Consider the following 18,599-nt stretch of genomic DNA (forward strand, 5'->3'; position numbering starts at 1 on the left):
CATACACCTCTAAATTATTTTGTAATTAACGTTCCTATTTTTTCACCCATAACAGCGCGTTTAATATTACCTTCTTCTGTTATCGAGAATACATTTAATGGAATATTATTATCCATACAGAATGATGAAGCCGTTGAATCCATGACTTGTAAACCTTCTTGTAGCATTTGGATATGTGTTAAGTGTTCATACTTAATTGCATTTTGATCTACTTTTGGATCGGCAGAGTACACACCATCAACATTGTTTTTACCCATTAAGATAACATCAGCTTCAACTTCAGCCGCACGTAATGCTGCTGTAGTATCAGTAGAGAAGTAAGGGTTCCCTATACCAGCCGCAAATATTACAACACGTTTCTTTTCTAAATGTCTAATTGCACGACGACGGATATATGGTTCTGCAACTTGTTTCATTTCAATTGAAGTTAAGACGCGTGTATCACACTCTAATTGTTCAAGGCTATCTTGTAAAGCTAATGCATTCATAACCGTAGCTAACATACCCATGTAGTCAGCAGTACCACGGTCCATGCCTAAGTCACTACCAGTTTTGCCTCTCCAAATATTGCCTCCACCAACGATAACAGCAATTTCACAATCCATTTTTGCTACTTCAGCTACTTGTTTTGCCACACTTTTAATAATAATTGGGTTAATTCCAAACCCATCGTCACCTGCTAGTGCTTCGCCACTTAATTTTAATACAACACGTTCGTATTTAGAAGTTTGAGCCATTGTCTTATCCTCTCTATTGTAAAATATGTAATTATACAAGTAAAGAAGACACAATAGGTCTTCCAATACAAAAGTGAATCTTTCATACGGAGCACAAAAGGTGTCTTCTTTCTTGTTCTAACTATGAAAAATTATTTCATTTGTCCTTTAACTTCGTCAGCAAAGTTTTCTTCACGTTTTTCCATACCTTCGCCTACTTCATAACGTACGAAGTCAACAAGTTTACCACCTTTAGATTTTAAGAAAGCTTCAACTGTTTGATCAGGATCTTTTACAAAGTTTTGGTCAACCGCACAAATTTCTTGTAAATATTTACGTAAACGGCCTTCTACCATTTTTTCAACAATTTTCTCTGGTTTGCCTTCATTTAAAGCTTGTTGCTTTAACACTTCTCTTTCGTGATCAATTTCATCTTCACTTACTTGTTCTGATGAAACATATTTAGGGTTGATTGCAGCAATGTGCATAGCTACATCTTTAGCAGCTTCTTCGTCCGTTGAACCTTCAACTACTGTTAATACACCAATGCGTCCGCCCATGTGTAAGTAAGCGCCAAATGAATCGTTATCAGTTTTTGTTCTGATAGCAAAACGACGGATACTTAATTTTTCACCGATTGTAGAGATAGCTTCTTTAACACGTTGGTCAACTGATTTACCATCTGATAATTCAGTTTCTAATAAAGCTTCTACTGATTCAGCTTTTGTATCCAATACTTGGATAGCAATTTCTTTCACTAATTGTTGGAATCCTTCGTTACGAGCTACGAAGTCAGTTTCTGAATTAATTTCTACAATTGCTGCTTCGTTCCCTCTTGCTTCAACGTGTACTAAACCTTCTGCCGCAATACGGTCAGATTTTTTAGCAGCTTTAGCAATACCTTTTTCACGTAGGAAGTCTACTGCTTTATCGATGTCACCATCAGTTTCTGTTAACGCTTTTTTACAATCCATCATGCCAGCGCCAGTTTTTTCACGTAATTCTTTTACAAGTTTAGCTGAAATTGCCATTTCATATTCCTCCATTATTTAATGAATTTTATTATATTTATTTTAAAAAAAGGTGATAAGCTTAAATATCTTATCACCCATTTTACATTATTCTTAGTTTGATTCAACAGAAGTGTTTTCTTCAGTTGTTTCTGCTTCAGTAGCTTCAATTGATTCGTTTAAATCAATGTTTTGTTCAGCAGCTACTTCTTCATTTGATACACCTTGTTGACCTTCTAAGATTGCATCTGCCATTTTACCAGTTAATAATTTAACTGCACGGATAGCATCATCGTTTGCAGGGATAACGTAATCAATTTCATCTGGATCACAGTTAGTGTCTACAATACCAACGATTGGGATGTGTAATTTACGTGCTTCAGCGATTGCGTTGCGCTCTTTACGAGGGTCAACTACAAATAATGCTTGAGGCATAGATTTCATATCACGAATTCCGCCTAAGAATTTAATTAAACGGTCATATTCTTTTTTAAGTTCTACAACTTCTTTTTTAGGTAATACTTCGAATAAGCCATCTTCTTCCATTTTTTCAATTTCAGAGATACGTTTGATACGTTTAGAAATTGTTTTATAGTTAGTTAAGATTCCACCTAACCATCTTTGGTTTACATAAAATTGACCAGCACGTTCTGCTTCAGATTTAACTGAATCTTGTGCTTGTTTCTTAGTACCAACGAATAAAACTTTTCCGCCATCTTCTGATACTTGTTTAATGAAGTTATATGCTTCTTCTACTTTTTTCACTGTTTTTTGTAAGTCGATAATGTAAATACCGTTTCTTTCAGTGAAAATATATCTTTTCATTTTTGGGTTCCAACGGCGTGTTTGGTGACCGAAGTGAACACCTGCTTCTAGCAATTGTTTCATTGAAATTACTGCCATAATAAAATTCCTCCTATTGGTTTTCTACCTCCACAAAAAGCTCATATAAACACAACATTAAATATGTCGCACCCTTTATACTTTCACTTTTTATGTGTGTATTGGCTTCATAGCCGTCAATAAATATAACATATACATTTCTATAAATCAACACTTTCAAACTACTATTTTGAACATTTAAGAGGCTGAAACATCGCAATCTGTTTCAGCCTCTTAATTAGTATTGTATGTGTTCTATTGAATGTAATTTCATTTATAGAAACGCAGTATAGTGTCTTGGTATTTTCTTTGTTTGTATAAATATTTATACATATAAAATACATTTGCACGGTAAATAGTTCAAATGTATTATTTAATACGGTCTAATTCATCCAAGAATTTTTCTTTTTTAACTTTGATGAAAGTACCTTTCATTCCAAGTGAACGTGATTCAATTACACCAGCACTTTCAAGTTTACGTAACGCATTTACAATTACTGAACGTGTAATGCCAACTCGATCTGCTACTTTAGATGCAATTAAGAGACCTTCTTTGCCACCTAATTCTTCAAAAATGTGTTCAATCGCTTCACTTTCTGAGTATGACAACGAATTGATTGCCATGCTAATCGCAGCTTTATCTCTAGCTTCTTTTTCTACTTCGTTATGTTTTTCACGTAAAATTTCCATACCAATAACTGTAGCTGCATATTCCCCTAAAACTAAGTCATTTTCCGAGAAATCGTCAGTCACACGGCCAAGTACTAATGTACCTAATCTTTCACCGCCGCCTAAAATTGGGAAAATTGTCGTCTTGCTATCACCAAATAAGTCTTTGTTTTCTGGTGGGAATACAGTTAATACATTGTCAATATCGATATTTGATTGAGTTTCTTTAACATCCATCAACTGGTCAGTATATTCAACAGGAATGTGTCTACTTTCTAACATTTGGATAATACGTTCGTTTTTTAAAAGTTCATTTAAACTTGACCCTAAAATTTTACCTTTTCTTGAAACTATAAATACATTAGTAACTGTTACACTACTTATCGTTTGTGCTACATCTTTAAAATCTACAGCAATACCTTTATGTTTTTGTAAAAGCGTATTTAATTCTCTAGTTTTCGATAATAAGCTCATATTCCTTCTCCTTTTTATTTATATTATAAAATGAATGCACTTAAATCTTTATTTGTTGAAATTGTTTTCAACTTATCGTCTACATATTGTGGTGTAATGTCTACAACCGCATTAGGCATACTTGGTGCTTCAAAAGATAAATCTTCTAACATTTTTTCAAGTATAGTATGCAATCGACGTGCGCCGATGTTATCAGTATCTTGATTCACCTGGAATGCTATCTCTGCTAGTCGTTTGATTGCATCATCGGTAAATTTAACTGTTACTTGCTCTGTATGAAGTAACGCTTCATATTGTTTTATAAGTGATAGTTTAGGTTCAGTCAAGATTCTAACGAAATCTTCTACCGATAGACTTTCTAATTCAACACGAATTGGAAAACGACCTTGTAACTCCGGAATTAAATCACTTGGTTTAGACACATGGAATGCTCCTGCACCAATAAATAGCATATGTTCAGTATTAACAGTACCATACTTCGTTTGAACCATGCTACCTTCAAGAATTGGTAATATATCTCTTTGGACACCTTGGCGAGAAACATCTTGACCCGAACTTTGATTATTTGTAGCTACTTTATCTATTTCATCGATAAAAATAATTCCCATTTGTTCCGCTAATTCAATCGCTTCTTGATTTGCTGTCTCTTGATCGATTAACTCGTCGGCAAATTCGTCCGTCAATATTTTGCGCGCTGTTTTAACAGGTACTTCTCGTTCAACTTTTTTCTTCGGCATTAATTGGTTCATCATATCTTGCATCTGTTGATTTTGATTCGTACCTAACATTCCCATTGCAGCAGGATCTTGCTCTACCTTCAATCTTACTTTTTCTTCTTCTAACTTACCATCCAGTAGTTGTTGTTTAATTTCTGAACGCTTTGTTTTAACTTCTTCAGTAGGTGTTTCTTCCTCTTCGTCATTATTTTGACCGAAATTAGGCATCGAACCTCCGAAAAGTGACTCTAATGGGTTGTTATTATTGTTTGTCGTTGCCTTTTTCTTCATGCTTGGCACTAATAGTTTAACTAACTTCTCATTAGCTTTATTTTGAGCCTCATCATGTACTAGTGTTTTTTTCTGCTCTTTCACTAGCCTTACTGCAATATCAACGAGGTCACGTACCATACTTTCTACATCTCTACCTACATAACCAACTTCTGTAAACTTCGTAGCTTCTACTTTAATAAATGGCGCGCCTACTACTTTTGCCATGCGTCTAGCGATTTCCGTTTTACCAACACCTGTTGGTCCAATCATCAATATATTTTTCGGAGCGACCTCTTGTTTTTCTTCTTCAGTCAAAAGACTTCTTCTATATCGATTTCTTAAAGCTATCGCAACTTTACGTTTTGCGTCATCTTGTCCGACTATATATTCATTAAGTTTTGTAACAATATCTTTAGGTGTTAATTTAATACCATTCGTCTCCATTAGACAAGTTACCTCCGTTATAATCATTTTTTATCTCTGAAACATATTAATAGCTATTTATGGAAAATTTTTACTATTTCAACTATATCTTAATGTTAAACATTTTTACATTGCAAACAATCAAGTTCTCACTTTTATTATTTACAATTCTTCTACGATGATTTGATCATTTGTAAATACACAAATATCTGAAGCAACTTTTAAGCTTTCATATGCCATTTCACTCGCTGTTAAGTGTGTTGCGTTATGCTTTAGGGCTCTACCTGCACTTAGTGCGTAGTTACCACCAGAACCTATAGCGATTAAATCGTCATCTGGAGCAATAACTTCACCAGTACCACTAACTACAAGAATTGAAGTTTCATCCATAACTATAAGCATCGCTTCTAATTGTCTAAGTTGTTTATCTCCACGCCATTCTTGAGCCAATTCTACCGCAGCTCTTTCTAAATTACCGCTAAACTGTTGTAGTTTTGTTTCAAACTTTTCAAATAAGGTAAATGCATCAGCTACACTGCCAGCAAACCCTGCCAAAACTTTATCATTATATAAACGTCTTACTTTTCTAGCTGTTTGTTTCATAATGACTTGCTCTCCAAGAGTAACTTGACCATCACCAGCCATTGCCGAATGACCATTATGTTGTACTGCAAATATAGTTGTTGCATGGATAGATGTACTCATAAACTAATTCTCCTTTTTTGCACGTGGGTGTGCATTTAAATAAACTTTCCTTAATTGCTCATTTGTTACATGTGTATATCGACCTGTTGTGGACAAATTGGCATGGCCCAACAGCGATTGTACTGTTCGTAAATCAGCGCCTTGATTTAACATATGCGTTGCAAACGTATGTCTTAATTTGTGAGGATGAATTTCAGTCACGCCTGCAGTACGTTTTACAACATCATTTAATACATAACGTATGCCACGTTCTGTAATGCGCTCTCCGTTCATGTTGACTAATAAATACGCATGATCACTATTTGTTTTAGGTTTGAATTGTGTTAAGTAACGTTCTATACTTTGCTTGCAAAATTCACCAAAAGGTATAAAGCGTTCTTTACCACCTTTACCCAATACTTTGACTCCTGGTGCATACATATCTACATCTTGTTCTTTTATATTAACCAATTCAGAAACCCTAATTCCAGTTGCATAAAGTAATTCTAAGATTACTCTGTCTCTCAAACCTTTTTTAGCATCACTTTCAACCGTATCAAATAAGGCTTTCATCTCTTCTTCATAAAAAAAGTGAGGTAAATATTGTTCTTTCTTGGGGTGTACTAATTGTATGAATGGATTAACTACTTGTTCATCCTGAGTCATCCAATATTCGTAAAAACTTCTCAGCGTAGAAATTTTACGGGAAACTGATGTTCTTTTCAAGTTTTTTGTATATAAGTAACTTAAATAATTTCTAGCATCTTTGTATTCGAATGTAGCTAATATAAGATGTTCCTGTGATAAGAAATCATTAAACTGCTCTAAATCATCGTGATATGATTTCAATGTATGTTCTGAAAAATGTTTCTCAACTTTCAACATATATAAATATGCTTGTTGGATTTTTTCCATTAAAAACCCCTCCATCAATATGAATTGTAGCATATTGAAAGAGGAGTCTGCGAAAAAAAACTATTAAATTGAGTAAAACTTTCAAAATTTTCGAATTTGTTTGTTAAATACGAAATTTTTATAGCGTTTTTTTATAGTTATCTAAATAGTCCAGTGCACGATTTGCTAATGTTTCATAACGTAACTTTTTGTCTTTGATTCTATTTTCCAAAGTAGGCAAAAGTCCAAAATTAGCATTCATCGGTTGGAAGTTCTTTTCATTTTTAGCATGTGAAATATAATATGCCATACTTCCAATCATTGTTTCTCTAGGGAAAATGACCTCACCTTTGTTTTGAATTTTATGTGCAAGATTTATACCAGCTACAAGTCCACTCGCCGCACTTTCTACGTAACCTTCTACGCCTGTCATTTGACCTGCAAAATATAGTTCTTCTCTCCCTTTTAGTTCATACGTTTCTGTTAAAACATCAGGAGAATTGATAAAAGTATTACGATGCATCACGCCATACCTTACAATTTCAACGTTCTCTAAGCCAGGTATAAGGCGAATAACGTCTTTTTGCGCGCCCCATTTTAAATGTGTTTGGAAGCCAACGATATTATATAGCGTACCTGCCGCATCATCTTGACGCAATTGAACAACAGCATATGGTCTTTTACCAGTCTTTGGATCTTCGAGTCCTACAGGCTTCATTGGACCAAATAATAAAGTCTTTCTACCACGCTCAGCCATAACTTCAAAAGGCATACAACCTTCAAAGTATTTTTCTTTCTCAAATTCATTGACTGGAGCAACTTCAGCTTCCATTAAAGCATCATAAAATGTATTAAACTCTTCTTCAGTCATAGGACAATTTAAATAGGCTGCTTCACCTTTGTCATAGCGTGATTTTAGATATGCTTTGTCTAAATCTATACTATCTTTTTCAACGATAGGCGCCGCTGCATCATAAAAATATAATTGATCTTTACCAGTGGCTTCGACAATTTCATTTGCCAATTTATCTGTTGTTAAAGGTCCAGTAGCAATAATAGTATATCCTTCTGGAATGCTATTAATTTCTTCATTTAATACTGTTATATTTGGATGTTCTTTTAATGTTTCTGTAACATAACCTGCAAAATCATGACGATCAACCGCTAAAGCTCCTCCTGCTGGTACTCTTGCTTTATCTGCAGCACGAATAATCAATGAATCCAAACGTCTCATTTCTTCTTTAAGTACACCTACTGCATTTGTTAACGCATTACCTCTTAACGAGTTAGAACACACTAATTCAGCAAATTTATCAGTGTGATGTGCAGGTGTTTGCTTAACTGGCCTCATCTCAATAAGATTGACTTTTATACCTCGTTGTGCCAATTGATATGCAGCTTCTGATCCGGCAAGCCCAGCACCTACGACGTTTACTACTTGAGTCATTTATTTACCTCCTACTTATAAAATAGCAACTTAGACATTCTATCATATTTATAAATATATCATCTAAATTATAAATATATGTCGTAAGTTGCTACTATCATTCATATATAATTATTTAAAACAACAAGCGATATTACATTATTTATTTCTGTTCTTCTTCTTTGTAATCACAATTAGAACATACAACTTGGCTCTTACGTCCTTGTTTTTTCTCAACAAGATATTGTTCACATTTCGGACAGTCTCGACCTATTGGTTTATCCCATGTAACAAAATCACATTCTGGATATTTCGAACAACCATAGAACACACGATTTTTCTTCGATTTACGCTCTACGACGTCGCCTTCTTTACATTTTGGACAAGTTACTCCAATTGTTTTAACAATGGCTTTTGTATTACGACAATCCGGGAAATTTGAGCACGCCATAAATTTACCGTAACGTCCCATTTTAATGACCATTGGCGAACCACATACTTCACAGTCTTCACCAGCAGGTTCATCTTTAATTTCAATTTTTTCCATTTCTTCTTCAGCACGTTCAACATCTTGGCTGAAACTACTGTAAAAGTCTCTTATTACCTTTTTCCATGGAATTTCACCGTCTGCCACTTTATCTAGTAATGTTTCCATATTCACAGTGAAATCAACATCTATAATTTCTGGGAAGTAATCTTTTACTTGTTCGTGTACGATTTCGCCTAATTCTGTTGGCACAAACCGTTTACTTTCATTCTTTACATAATTTCTTTTTTGTATTGTATCAATAGTTGGTGCATACGTAGAAGGTCGCCCAATCTTCAACTCTTCCATTGTTTTAACTAGGCGAGCTTCCGTATAACGTGGTGGCGGCTGAGTGAAATGTTGTGATGGTTCAATATCTGTAGCTGTAACCATTTCGCCTTCTTCAATATTCGGCAATTTATTATCTTTACCATCATCGTTATCATCTTTTGCTTCAACATATAAGGTCATAAAACCTTTGAATTTGATCGTTTGACCATTTGCACGGAATTTTATATCATTTTGCGTTATATCCATGGCAACCGTATCTAAGATTGCTGGTGCCATTTGACTTGCTACAAAACGCTCCCAAATTAATTTATATAATCTATGTTGATCTCTAGTTAAAAATTGTTTCATTTCATTTGGTGTACGTAAAGTACTTGAAGGTCTGATTGCTTCGTGAGCATCTTGAGCCCCTTGACCTTTTGCTTTGCGAGTTGATATATATTTTTGACCATAAGTCTCTTCAATATAGTTTTTAGCTTCTGCTTGAGCTTGATCGGATATTCTCGTTGAATCTGTACGCATATAGGTAATTAAACCAACCGTGCCTTGTCGTTTTAAGTCAATACCTTCATATAGTTGTTGCGCTAACATCATTGTTTTACGCGCTTTAAAGTTTAACTTACGCGCAGCTTCTTGTTGTAACGTTGAAGTTGTAAATGGATTGGCAGGGTAACGTGTTTTTTCTTTCTTTGTTACTTTCGTTACTTCGAATTGATCACCGTCCAACTGTGTTGTTACTTTTTCAACGTCATCTTTGTTTGTTAATTTATATGGTTTGTTTTTTAAATGTAAAAATTTAGCTGTAAATTTAGATTTTTTGTATCTAAATTCGCCTTCAATTTTCCAATATTCTTCTGGTTTAAAGTTTCTTATTTCATTTTCTCGATCAATAACAAGTCTCAGTGCTACTGATTGTACGCGACCGGCCGACAGCCCTTTTTTCACTTTTTTCCAAAGTACTGGTGAAATATTATAACCTACTAAACGGTCCAATATACGACGTGCCTGTTGTGCGTCAACAAGTTCCATCTCAATACCTCTTGGATGTTTAAAGCTATCTTTCACAGCATCTTTTGTTATTTCATTAAACACTACTCTATTTTCTTTTGAATCTTCTAAATTTAATATATTTGCTAAATGCCAAGCAATAGCTTCACCTTCACGGTCCGGGTCACTCGCTAGGAAAACTTTTTTGGCTTTCTTAGCATGTTTCTTTAATTCTTTAACTACAGGACCTTTGCCGCGTATTGTTATATATTTGGGTTCATAATCATTTTCTGCATCTACGCCCATTTGGCTACGAGGCAAATCTCGAACATGCCCCATTGACGCGATAACTTTGTATTTTTTCCCTAAATATTTTTCAATAGTTTTAGCTTTTGCAGGCGATTCAACTATGACTAAATTTTCTGCCAAAGTAGTTACCCCCTTGCATTTTCTAATTACAAAGATAAATGATAAACGGTGTATTTTGTTTTTGTCAATGTTTTTAATTTTAGTGTGTATTAAATTAGCTTATTATTGTGGTCAAAATTTATTATTGTCATTACTTTTACATAGGTTTTTACAAAACTATATTTCTACCGATTTAAGTATTATATACGCTTATTTTATTATGATTGACGGTAATCTTCTAAAATATCACATGCCTTCACAACAATCTTTGCTCCTTCTTGTGCGCTAACTAAATTTCCTTGGACCATAGGATTGTATATAGATCCCGGTAATACATATACTTCCCTATTTTGTTCCAATGCACAATCCATCGTTATATGTGTCCCACTACTCACAGTGGATTCTGTGATAAAAACACCCTTAGAAAGACCGCTAATAAGTCTATTTCTTTCGGGAAAATAATGTTTTCGAGCTCCATCTGTTGGTAAATACTCACTAATTACTAAACCTTTGGACTCAATTTGTTTTCGAATGGCATAAGTTTCTTTAGGATAATGATGGTTATGACCAAATCCTAATACAGCAATCGACCCCATATTATGTTTCAGTGTTTGCTCATGAGCTATGCTATCTGCTCCTTTAGCCAAACCGGATATGATAATTAAATTCTCAGTTTTAAAATTAGGAAAAAATGTTTCTAGTGTTCTTCGAGTATAATTAGTAGCTTGTCTCGAACCGATAATAGCAAGTGTTCGCGTAGACTGCATTAAAGTAGGATTACCTTTATAGAAAAGGATGAATGGTGGATCATGTATTTCACGTAATAATTTAGGATAAGTATTGGAATCAATAGTCACATAACTAATATGCCATTGCTTTAGTAGTTTGAAAATATGTTCACACTCTAAATTTAAAAAATTGTCATAAATGATGTGTTTTCGAGTTATTGCTATTTTTGTTAAAAATCTTTTAAGGGTATGATTCTGCTCTAATTCGTGTTCATATATAAATGACGGTGAAAATTCAAATAGTTGGTGTAAATGACGTGTAGTTAACCCTGCAAATCTCAGTTTTAAATAAAGTTGTTCTTTCATGTATCGCGCTCCTTTATAAGTACATTATAAAGGAGCTTCTATTGGATTTATTTTACATTATAAAATCATTTTTCATGAAATTTAATATAACTTTAAAGAGTAATTCTCTCTATAGAAACGTGTTAGCCTGAAAAATTGAGAGATATTATTCTTAAAATATTCACTATGAAAAAATCCAAATTTTCAAAAACATCTTTAATTAAAAATTGAACACAATTTCAGCTGATTGACTATTAATATGGTAGAAACGCAACCTAAAAAAGCACAAACTCCGACATATTATCGGAATTTGTGCGTGTTATAAGACAAATAATTATTTAACAGTCAATAATTGTTCGTATATACCTGCTTCTTTTGCAGCATCTATCAATGTCGTACCAATTTCAGAAGGTGTATCTGCAGTTTTCACACCACAGCTATTAAGCGTTTTAATTTTCTCATCTGCAGTACCTTTACCGCCTGAGATAATAGCACCAGCATGGCCCATACGCTTACCAGGAGGCGCTGTTTGTCCACCAACGAACCCGACAACAGGTTTAGTCATATTATCTTTAATCCATTCTGCAGCTTCTTCCTCTGCAGTACCACCAATTTCACCAATCATAACAACTGCTTTAGTTTCTTCATCTTCATTAAATGCTTTTAATACATCAATAAAGTTTGTACCGTTAACAGGGTCTCCGCCAATACCTACTGCAGTAGTTTGACCAATACCTTCTTCAGTTAATTGATGTACCGCTTCATAAGTTAATGTACCAGAACGTGAAACTACGCCTACATGACCTTTTTTATGAATATAACCTGGCATAATTCCGATTTTACACTCATCAGCAGTAATAACACCCGGACAGTTTGGTCCAACAACACGTGTCTTCTTACCTTCTGAGTAACGTTTAACTTTAACCATATCAACTACTGGGATGTGTTCTGTAATACAGATTGCTAAATCTAACTCAGCTTCAATACATTCTAAAATTGCATCTGCAGCGAATGGTGCAGGTACGTAGATTACTGAAACTGTAGCACCTGTTTCTTCTTGTGCTTCTTCAACTGTATTGAATACTGGAACGCCTTCAACAACTTGTCCGCCTTTACCTGGAGTAACCCCAGCAACAATTTGTGTACCATATTCAAGCATTTGTTTTGTATGGAAAAGGGCAGTTGACCCTGTGATACCTTGTACAATTACTTTTGTATTTTTATCAATAAATACGCTCATCTTCGTGCTCCCATCCTTTCCTTATGCTTCTTTAACAAGTTTTACGATTTTTTGTGCACCTTCAGCCATTGTAGCTGCTGGTTCAATTGCTAATCCAGATTCTTTAAGGATTTCTTTACCTTTTTCAACGTTTGTACCTTCTAAACGTACAACAAGTGGTAGTGTAAGTTCTACTTCTTTAACTGCGGCAACTATACCTTCTGCAATGATGTCACATTTCATAATGCCACCAAAGATATTTACAAAGATACCTTTAACTTGCTCATCACCTAAAATAATTTTAAATGCTTCAGTAACTTTTTCTTTAGTTGCGCCGCCCCCTACGTCAAGGAAGTTAGCGGGATTTCCACCGAAGTGATTAATTGTATCCATAGTAGCCATTGCTAAACCGGCACCATTTACCATACAACCGATATCTCCATCTAATGCAATATATGATAAATCATATTTAGATGCTTCGATTTCTTTTGGATCTTCTTCTTCTAAGTCACGTAATTCTTGAATATCTTTATGTTTAAACAATGCGTTATCATCAAAGTTTACTTTTGCATCTAAAGCTAATACTTCACCATCACCTGTAGTTACAAGTGGGTTGATTTCAACGATAGAACAATCTTTTTCGATAAACACATTATATAATGATACTAAAAATTTAGCCGCTTTATTAATTGATTCTTTTGGAATATTAATGTTGAATGCGATTCTTCTTGCTTGATATGGTGCTAACCCGACAACAGGATCAATTGTTTCTTTGAATATTTTTTCAGGTGTTTCAGCAGCTACTTCTTCAATTTCTGTACCGCCTTCTTCTGAAGCCATTAAAGTAACTCTATCTGTTGCACGATCAATTACAAAACCAACATAATATTCTTTTTGAATATCGCAGCCTTCTTCTATGTAAAGGCGTTTAACTTCCTTACCTTCAGGCCCAGTTTGATGTGTAACAAGCGTCTTACCTAATAATTCATTTGCATAAGTTTCCACTTCGGATAGTGATTTTGCAATTTTCACACCGCCAGCTTTACCTCTACCCCCTGCATGAATCTGTGCTTTTACCACATAAACTTTCGAATCTAATTCTTTTGCCTTTTCAACCGCTTCTTCAGCAGTAAATGCTACGCGTCCTTCTGGGACAGCAACGCCCATAGAACGAAATATTGCTTTACCTTGATACTCGTGGATATTCATTCTCCATCCTCCTGTTTCTTAGGTTAAGTTCATAATCAATTATAAGAAATGAAAGCGCTATTGTAAACTCATTTATTCTACTTATTTCAATTATTTCATTTTAACTATTAATTTGTGAGCGATTTAATTGGCTCAAATGTTTTCCTGTGTTCAGGTATAACACCTAATTGTTTAATGCCGTCTAAGTGTTGTCGGGTCCCATAGCCAGCATTTTTTTCAAAACCGTACCCAGGATATTTTTCAGCTAATTCACGCATATATTTGTCTCTATGCTCTTTTGCCAGCACACTTGCAGCTGCAATAGATACACTTCTAGCGTCACCTTTGATTAATGATGTTTGTGGGATATCTATATCTAAAGTCATCGCATCTACAAGTAAGTGTGTAGGGCGAACTGGTAATGCTTTAATCGCTCTTAACATAGCAATTTTTGTGGCCTCATAAATATTTAATCGATCAATCTCTTCCACTGTTGCATAACCATAAGCATATGCAAAAACATCATTTAATAGCTGTTTCTCTATACTTTGTCTTTGCTTTGCAGATAATTTCTTCGAATCATTTAACCCTGTAAAATAATGATTCTCATTTAAAATGACAGCACATGTCACAACCGGGCCAGCTAATGGGCCACGACCAACTTCATCGATACCACAAATAAGCGCATCACTATTTTGCGCTAACAATGCGATTTCAAACTCTGACATTTCCTCATAATTTTTTAGCAATAACTCTTCTTTTTCTAATTGTTTACGTCTTTGTTTGATAGCATTTTGCACACCTTTACGTTCATCTTCAACAAATATGTGTGCATTAAGTTCTTCTATAGATTGTATTGTTTGCAATATCGTCTTCACTTCTTGAATCGTTTGTTTCATATTTGTCTACACGTCCATTTCATTGATGATATCAAACGTGTACGTACCAACTTTAGCATTTCTAACTTCATGAATAATCAAATCGATTACCGCTTCATAGTCTATTTCGTTACCTCGACGCAACAATCCACGTCTACGTCCGATCGCATCAAACCATTCTATGTTTTCTGCATCTACAGGGACATCAATTTTATAGTGCTGTTTTAAACCTTCGTAGTCATGTGCTTTCATGAAATCTAAAGCATAAATAGCAACTTCGTCTAAATGAACAATACTATCTTTAATTGCTCCAGTAACACTTAGTTTCTTACCAACGAGTTGATCTTCGAATTTAGGCCATAAAATCCCAGGCGTATCTAGCAATTGTAGTGAATTTCCTACTTTTATCCATTGTTGTTGTTTGGTTACACCTGGCGTATTACCTGTTTTAGCAATAGTCTTATTTGCTAATTTATTAATTAACGTTGATTTTCCTACATTAGGTATGCCCACAATCATTGCTCTAATCGCTCTAGGTTTTAATCCTTTTTGTTTTTCTCTTTCGAATTTTTCTTTGGTAGCTTTAATGGCCGTTTGTTCTACTTGTTTAAGTCCTTTACCATGTTTTGCATCAATTGCTACAGGGTAATAACCTTTATCTTTAAAAAATGATTCCCACTTTTCTAATTCTTTTAAATTTGCCATATCTTTCTTATTTAAAATAACTACACGTGGTTTTTGTTGTATCACTTCATCAATCATAGGATTTCTAGAACTATAAGGAATTCTAGCGTCAACTAATTCGAACACGACATCGACTTTTTTTAATTGTTCTGATACTTCTCTTTTTGCTTTAGCCATGTGGCCTGGATACCATTGTATTACCATATCTATATCACCTTTCTATTTTTGCGAATTTCAGATTTTTATTAATTTAAATATATCATTATACTTGCACGTTGCTTTGACTTTAAAATCATAACACGCTACATAGTGCTTGATAAACAAAATAACGCCATGGCTTATTTACCATCTTCAATTTTACACTATTATTTAATATATAAATATAGATGATTTATAGTTGCACTTTAGATATCTGTATATAGGTTAATATTTTATTTATCTCTGTTTTTTTGAGAAAATCAAGATATATATCTTAAAAAGATTAATTTCACACAAAATATATAGTCTTTTTAAACTAAATTTGTAAAAAATCGTTACAATAGCATTATATTTAATATATATAGGAGATTACCTATGACACGTAAATTATTGTACGTCTGTTTATTTATTATATTAGCAATTATTGGGCATAGTTATGTTATTTATAGATATGTTTATGATGGTGTATTGTTTACTGGTCCTAATGATGGGATAGAACAGATGGTGCCAATTCAAATGTACTTGTTTGATAATTGGAGCAAGGGGAATTGGTTCTACGCATCTGATTTCGGTTTAGGGGGAGATTTTTCCACTGATCTAAGCTACTATTTCTCCACTAACATTATTTTTATATGCAATGTAGTGGCCATTGTAATACTTAAAATCTTCATTCCAATAAACACTTCAGATGTTTTGTTTTGGACAACAAATGCCCTGATTATATCAATCATTAAATCTGCTATTGCTATGCTAGGAACCTTTATATTTGTGCGTAGTATTTCATTTAATCGTAATATCGCTATACTTGGTGCGTTCATTTTTGTTATATCACCGCTTTACTTTAGATTCACAGTATACTGGCCATTTTTCAGCGATATATTTATATGGCTTCCACTATTATTATGGTCCATAGAACGTTTCCTCAAAAATGGGAAAATAGGTTGGTTTATACTAATTGTTGCTATTTCACTAATTAATAATTTTTATTTTGCATATTATCAATTATTAACTGGTATTTTATACTTATCAATTAGAATCTTATTCAGACACAAAAACGATTTAGTCCCTAGGTTTAAAGCATTTTGGTCGTTAACTTTAGCATCTTTCGTTGCTTTGGGTTGTAGTTTATTTATTTTTTTCCACGCCGTCCAAGGTTTCTTAAACAATAGACGTACACCTTTTGATAGTAAAGTAGATTGGTTTGAACCTTTTAATCAGAATACAAATGTTTTTTACGATAACTATTTAATTGTCTTATCATTTATTGTTTTACAAGCATTATTATCTTTCAAATTATATAGGCACTATTATTTTAGATTATTTGCTATATTTACCATTGTATCTATTGGTGCAAGTTTCATTCCATTTATCGATCAAATATTTAATGGATTTTCTGCACCTCAAAAAAGATGGCATTATCTTATTGCATTGAATACTGCAGTTTTAATTAGCTTCTACATCAAATATTTTAGAACAATATCAATAAAAAATTATATTTTGTCAGCTATAGTTGCATTAAGTTATCTATTTATCAGTGCATGGTATTATAGTGACTTTGTGTCATGGTTATGGTTTACACCTATCGTAAGTGTCATTGGCTTTCTGATACTTTTAGTCAAAGAGGCGGAATCACGTGTTAAATTAACATATTTATTTATTATTTCTATTATGATTCTTAATTTGCTAATTTCTTTTGTCTTTATTCGCAATCAAATTTACTTTGAAGACCATGTTGAACGAGCTAATAAAAGTTATATTAATGCCAGTCTTTTTAACACACCTCTCCAACGACAATTAATATCACAAATGACACATCATAAATCTGAGGATGAACGTATTGATTGGCGTGTTAATGAACAAGATAATACACCTATGTATCAACACTTTAAAGGCGTGAGTATTTATTCAAGTATTTTTAATCATAATATTTTAGATTACTACTATGATGCGTTGAAGATCAATATGCAAGAAGAATCAGTTAGTAGATATCAATCCACCAATGCACGTCAAAATATTAACAGCTTATTTTCAATCAAATTTTTAATGCTTAAAGATTATCAAAATAACGTTCCAACCTATTTTAAGAAAATAAAAACTGAAGGACAGTATCAAATTTATGAAAATACATTAAACCTTCCATCTGTTCGTGTCACAAATAATGTTTATGATTCAAACTCTATTAATACAGCTATTGATAGAGAACATGCCATGATCGATGGCGTTGTAGTTAATGGTAAAGGAAACGAATATACAGATACCACTAAAAATTTATTAAATCAAACGCAAATATCGTATCAAAATATAAATAAAACAGATGGGCAACGTATACAATTTCGTAACGATAATAGCCAAATTCAGTTGCACATACCAGAACATCTGAGACAGCGTTTTAATGATTTTTATTTAACTTTAAAAGTAAAACGCGGTTATCCAGACAGTAACTTTACAGTGAATATAAATGATTATGCAAACCATCGATTATTCAATAATTCTACATATCGAACAGGCGTAGATACTCAACTTTACAAAGCACAACCAGATGAACATGGCAACATAAATATAAATCTCAGTCCATCTGGAAATTATCAATTAGATATTAAAAGTTTACACGGTGAAAATTACCAAAAATTAAAATCTGCCCATGGTTCTAAAACTAATATAGGTAGCTATCATGATATTAAAAATGGTGTCAAAGTTAACTTGTCCCCACATCAAAAAGGAATCGCTTCTATTAATATTCCATATCGTAATGGCATGACAGCTTATATTGATGGCAAAAAAGTAAAACCTTTTAAGGTAAACTATATGATGACGGGCGTTGCTGTAAATAGAGATACTAGTCAAATCATTCTCAAATATCGCCCTAAATATTGGTATACCATGATCATTATTTCCGCCATATTTACATTATCTACAATTACATGGCTAATTCGTAAAAGATTCAATCGCAATTAAATCACATTATAAAAGGAGTTTGTCAGAG

The 18,599-nt window shown here is 33.6% G+C and carries 15 protein-coding genes; 1 reads left to right on the top strand and 14 read right to left on the bottom strand.

Features of this window, described 5'->3' with window-relative positions:
* Positions 1–14: 14 nt before the first annotated feature.
* From pyrH to ylqF, 14 genes are all read right to left on the bottom strand, one after another.
* Positions 15–737 carry a UMP kinase gene (gene pyrH / locus LG295_RS08395; protein ID WP_017724293.1) on the bottom strand — a complete coding sequence of 241 codons (723 nt, stop codon included), beginning with the start codon at positions 735–737 and terminating at the stop codon, positions 15–17.
* A gap of 131 nt (positions 738–868) precedes the next feature.
* Positions 869–1,747 (bottom strand): translation elongation factor Ts, encoded by an 879-nt coding sequence (gene tsf / locus LG295_RS08400; protein WP_017724292.1) that lies wholly within the window; start codon positions 1,745–1,747, stop codon positions 869–871.
* A gap of 93 nt (positions 1,748–1,840) precedes the next feature.
* A complete protein-coding gene (gene rpsB / locus LG295_RS08405) occupies positions 1,841–2,629 on the bottom strand; it encodes a 30S ribosomal protein S2 (RefSeq protein ID WP_318832934.1) in 789 nt (262 codons plus the stop codon).
* A gap of 348 nt (positions 2,630–2,977) precedes the next feature.
* Complete coding sequence (gene codY / locus LG295_RS08410) at positions 2,978–3,751, bottom strand: GTP-sensing pleiotropic transcriptional regulator CodY (protein ID WP_017724290.1); 774 nt, start codon at positions 3,749–3,751, stop codon at positions 2,978–2,980.
* Between the two features lie 23 nt (positions 3,752–3,774).
* Positions 3,775–5,184, bottom strand: a complete 1,410-nt coding sequence (gene hslU, locus LG295_RS08415) for an ATP-dependent protease ATPase subunit HslU (RefSeq protein ID WP_107530589.1) — start codon at positions 5,182–5,184, stop codon at positions 3,775–3,777.
* Positions 5,185–5,325: 141 nt separating this feature from the next.
* The gene (gene hslV / locus LG295_RS08420; RefSeq protein ID WP_107530588.1) at positions 5,326–5,868 is read right to left on the bottom strand and encodes an ATP-dependent protease subunit HslV; all 543 of its coding nucleotides are present in this window, start codon (positions 5,866–5,868) and stop codon (positions 5,326–5,328) included.
* Between the two features lie 3 nt (positions 5,869–5,871).
* Positions 5,872–6,762: a tyrosine recombinase XerC gene (xerC, locus tag LG295_RS08425; protein WP_107530587.1), complete on the bottom strand. Its 891-nt coding sequence runs from the start codon at positions 6,760–6,762 to the stop codon at positions 5,872–5,874.
* Between the two features lie 118 nt (positions 6,763–6,880).
* Complete coding sequence (gene trmFO / locus LG295_RS08430) at positions 6,881–8,188, bottom strand: FADH(2)-oxidizing methylenetetrahydrofolate--tRNA-(uracil(54)-C(5))-methyltransferase TrmFO (protein ID WP_107530586.1); 1,308 nt, start codon at positions 8,186–8,188, stop codon at positions 6,881–6,883.
* A 142-nt stretch (positions 8,189–8,330) separates the two neighbouring features.
* On the bottom strand, positions 8,331–10,397 hold the full coding sequence (gene topA / locus LG295_RS08435) for a type I DNA topoisomerase (RefSeq protein WP_107530585.1): 2,067 nt from the start codon (positions 10,395–10,397) through the stop codon (positions 8,331–8,333).
* 197 nt (positions 10,398–10,594) lie between these two features.
* Positions 10,595–11,470, bottom strand: a complete 876-nt coding sequence (gene dprA / locus LG295_RS08440; RefSeq protein WP_107530584.1) for a DNA-processing protein DprA — start codon at positions 11,468–11,470, stop codon at positions 10,595–10,597.
* Positions 11,471–11,783: 313 nt separating this feature from the next.
* The gene (sucD, locus tag LG295_RS08445) at positions 11,784–12,689 is read right to left on the bottom strand and encodes a succinate--CoA ligase subunit alpha (protein WP_107530583.1); all 906 of its coding nucleotides are present in this window, start codon (positions 12,687–12,689) and stop codon (positions 11,784–11,786) included.
* Positions 12,690–12,710: 21 nt separating this feature from the next.
* Positions 12,711–13,877 (bottom strand): ADP-forming succinate--CoA ligase subunit beta, encoded by a 1,167-nt coding sequence (gene sucC / locus LG295_RS08450; RefSeq protein ID WP_107530582.1) that lies wholly within the window; start codon positions 13,875–13,877, stop codon positions 12,711–12,713.
* Between the two features lie 107 nt (positions 13,878–13,984).
* A complete protein-coding gene (locus LG295_RS08455; protein WP_107530581.1) occupies positions 13,985–14,755 on the bottom strand; it encodes a ribonuclease HII in 771 nt (256 codons plus the stop codon).
* Positions 14,756–14,761: 6 nt separating this feature from the next.
* Entirely contained in the window at positions 14,762–15,622 is an 861-nt protein-coding gene (ylqF, locus tag LG295_RS08460; RefSeq protein ID WP_107530580.1) for a ribosome biogenesis GTPase YlqF, read from the bottom strand.
* A 369-nt stretch (positions 15,623–15,991) separates the two neighbouring features.
* Between ylqF and LG295_RS08465 the strand changes: the two genes are divergently transcribed.
* Complete coding sequence (locus LG295_RS08465) at positions 15,992–18,571, top strand: YfhO family protein (RefSeq protein WP_404475655.1); 2,580 nt, start codon at positions 15,992–15,994, stop codon at positions 18,569–18,571.
* Positions 18,572–18,599 lie beyond the last annotated feature (28 nt).

Origin of the sequence: Staphylococcus pseudoxylosus, assembly GCF_044794325.1 — a bacterium.
GTDB lineage: Bacteria > Bacillota > Bacilli > Staphylococcales > Staphylococcaceae > Staphylococcus > Staphylococcus pseudoxylosus.

What these genes read in the sequence shown, in the direction of transcription:
- pyrH (WP_017724293.1), bottom strand. Translation starts at nt 737, where the DNA reads ATGGCTCAAACTTCTAAATACGAACGTGTTGTATTAAAATTAAGTGGC.
- tsf (WP_017724292.1), bottom strand. Translation starts at nt 1,747, where the DNA reads ATGGCAATTTCAGCTAAACTTGTAAAAGAATTACGTGAAAAAACTGGC.
- rpsB (WP_318832934.1), bottom strand. Translation starts at nt 2,629, where the DNA reads ATGGCAGTAATTTCAATGAAACAATTGCTAGAAGCAGGTGTTCACTTC.
- codY (WP_017724290.1), bottom strand. Translation starts at nt 3,751, where the DNA reads ATGAGCTTATTATCGAAAACTAGAGAATTAAATACGCTTTTACAAAAA.
- hslU (WP_107530589.1), bottom strand. Translation starts at nt 5,184, where the DNA reads ATGGAGACGAATGGTATTAAATTAACACCTAAAGATATTGTTACAAAA.
- hslV (WP_107530588.1), bottom strand. Translation starts at nt 5,868, where the DNA reads ATGAGTACATCTATCCATGCAACAACTATATTTGCAGTACAACATAAT.
- xerC (WP_107530587.1), bottom strand. Translation starts at nt 6,762, where the DNA reads ATGGAAAAAATCCAACAAGCATATTTATATATGTTGAAAGTTGAGAAA.
- trmFO (WP_107530586.1), bottom strand. Translation starts at nt 8,188, where the DNA reads ATGACTCAAGTAGTAAACGTCGTAGGTGCTGGGCTTGCCGGATCAGAA.
- dprA (WP_107530584.1), bottom strand. Translation starts at nt 11,470, where the DNA reads ATGAAAGAACAACTTTATTTAAAACTGAGATTTGCAGGGTTAACTACA.
- sucD (WP_107530583.1), bottom strand. Translation starts at nt 12,689, where the DNA reads ATGAGCGTATTTATTGATAAAAATACAAAAGTAATTGTACAAGGTATC.
- sucC (WP_107530582.1), bottom strand. Translation starts at nt 13,877, where the DNA reads ATGAATATCCACGAGTATCAAGGTAAAGCAATATTTCGTTCTATGGGC.
- LG295_RS08455 (WP_107530581.1), bottom strand. Translation starts at nt 14,755, where the DNA reads ATGAAACAAACGATTCAAGAAGTGAAGACGATATTGCAAACAATACAA.
- ylqF (WP_107530580.1), bottom strand. Translation starts at nt 15,622, where the DNA reads ATGGTAATACAATGGTATCCAGGCCACATGGCTAAAGCAAAAAGAGAA.
- LG295_RS08465 (WP_404475655.1), top strand. Translation starts at nt 15,992, where the DNA reads ATGACACGTAAATTATTGTACGTCTGTTTATTTATTATATTAGCAATT.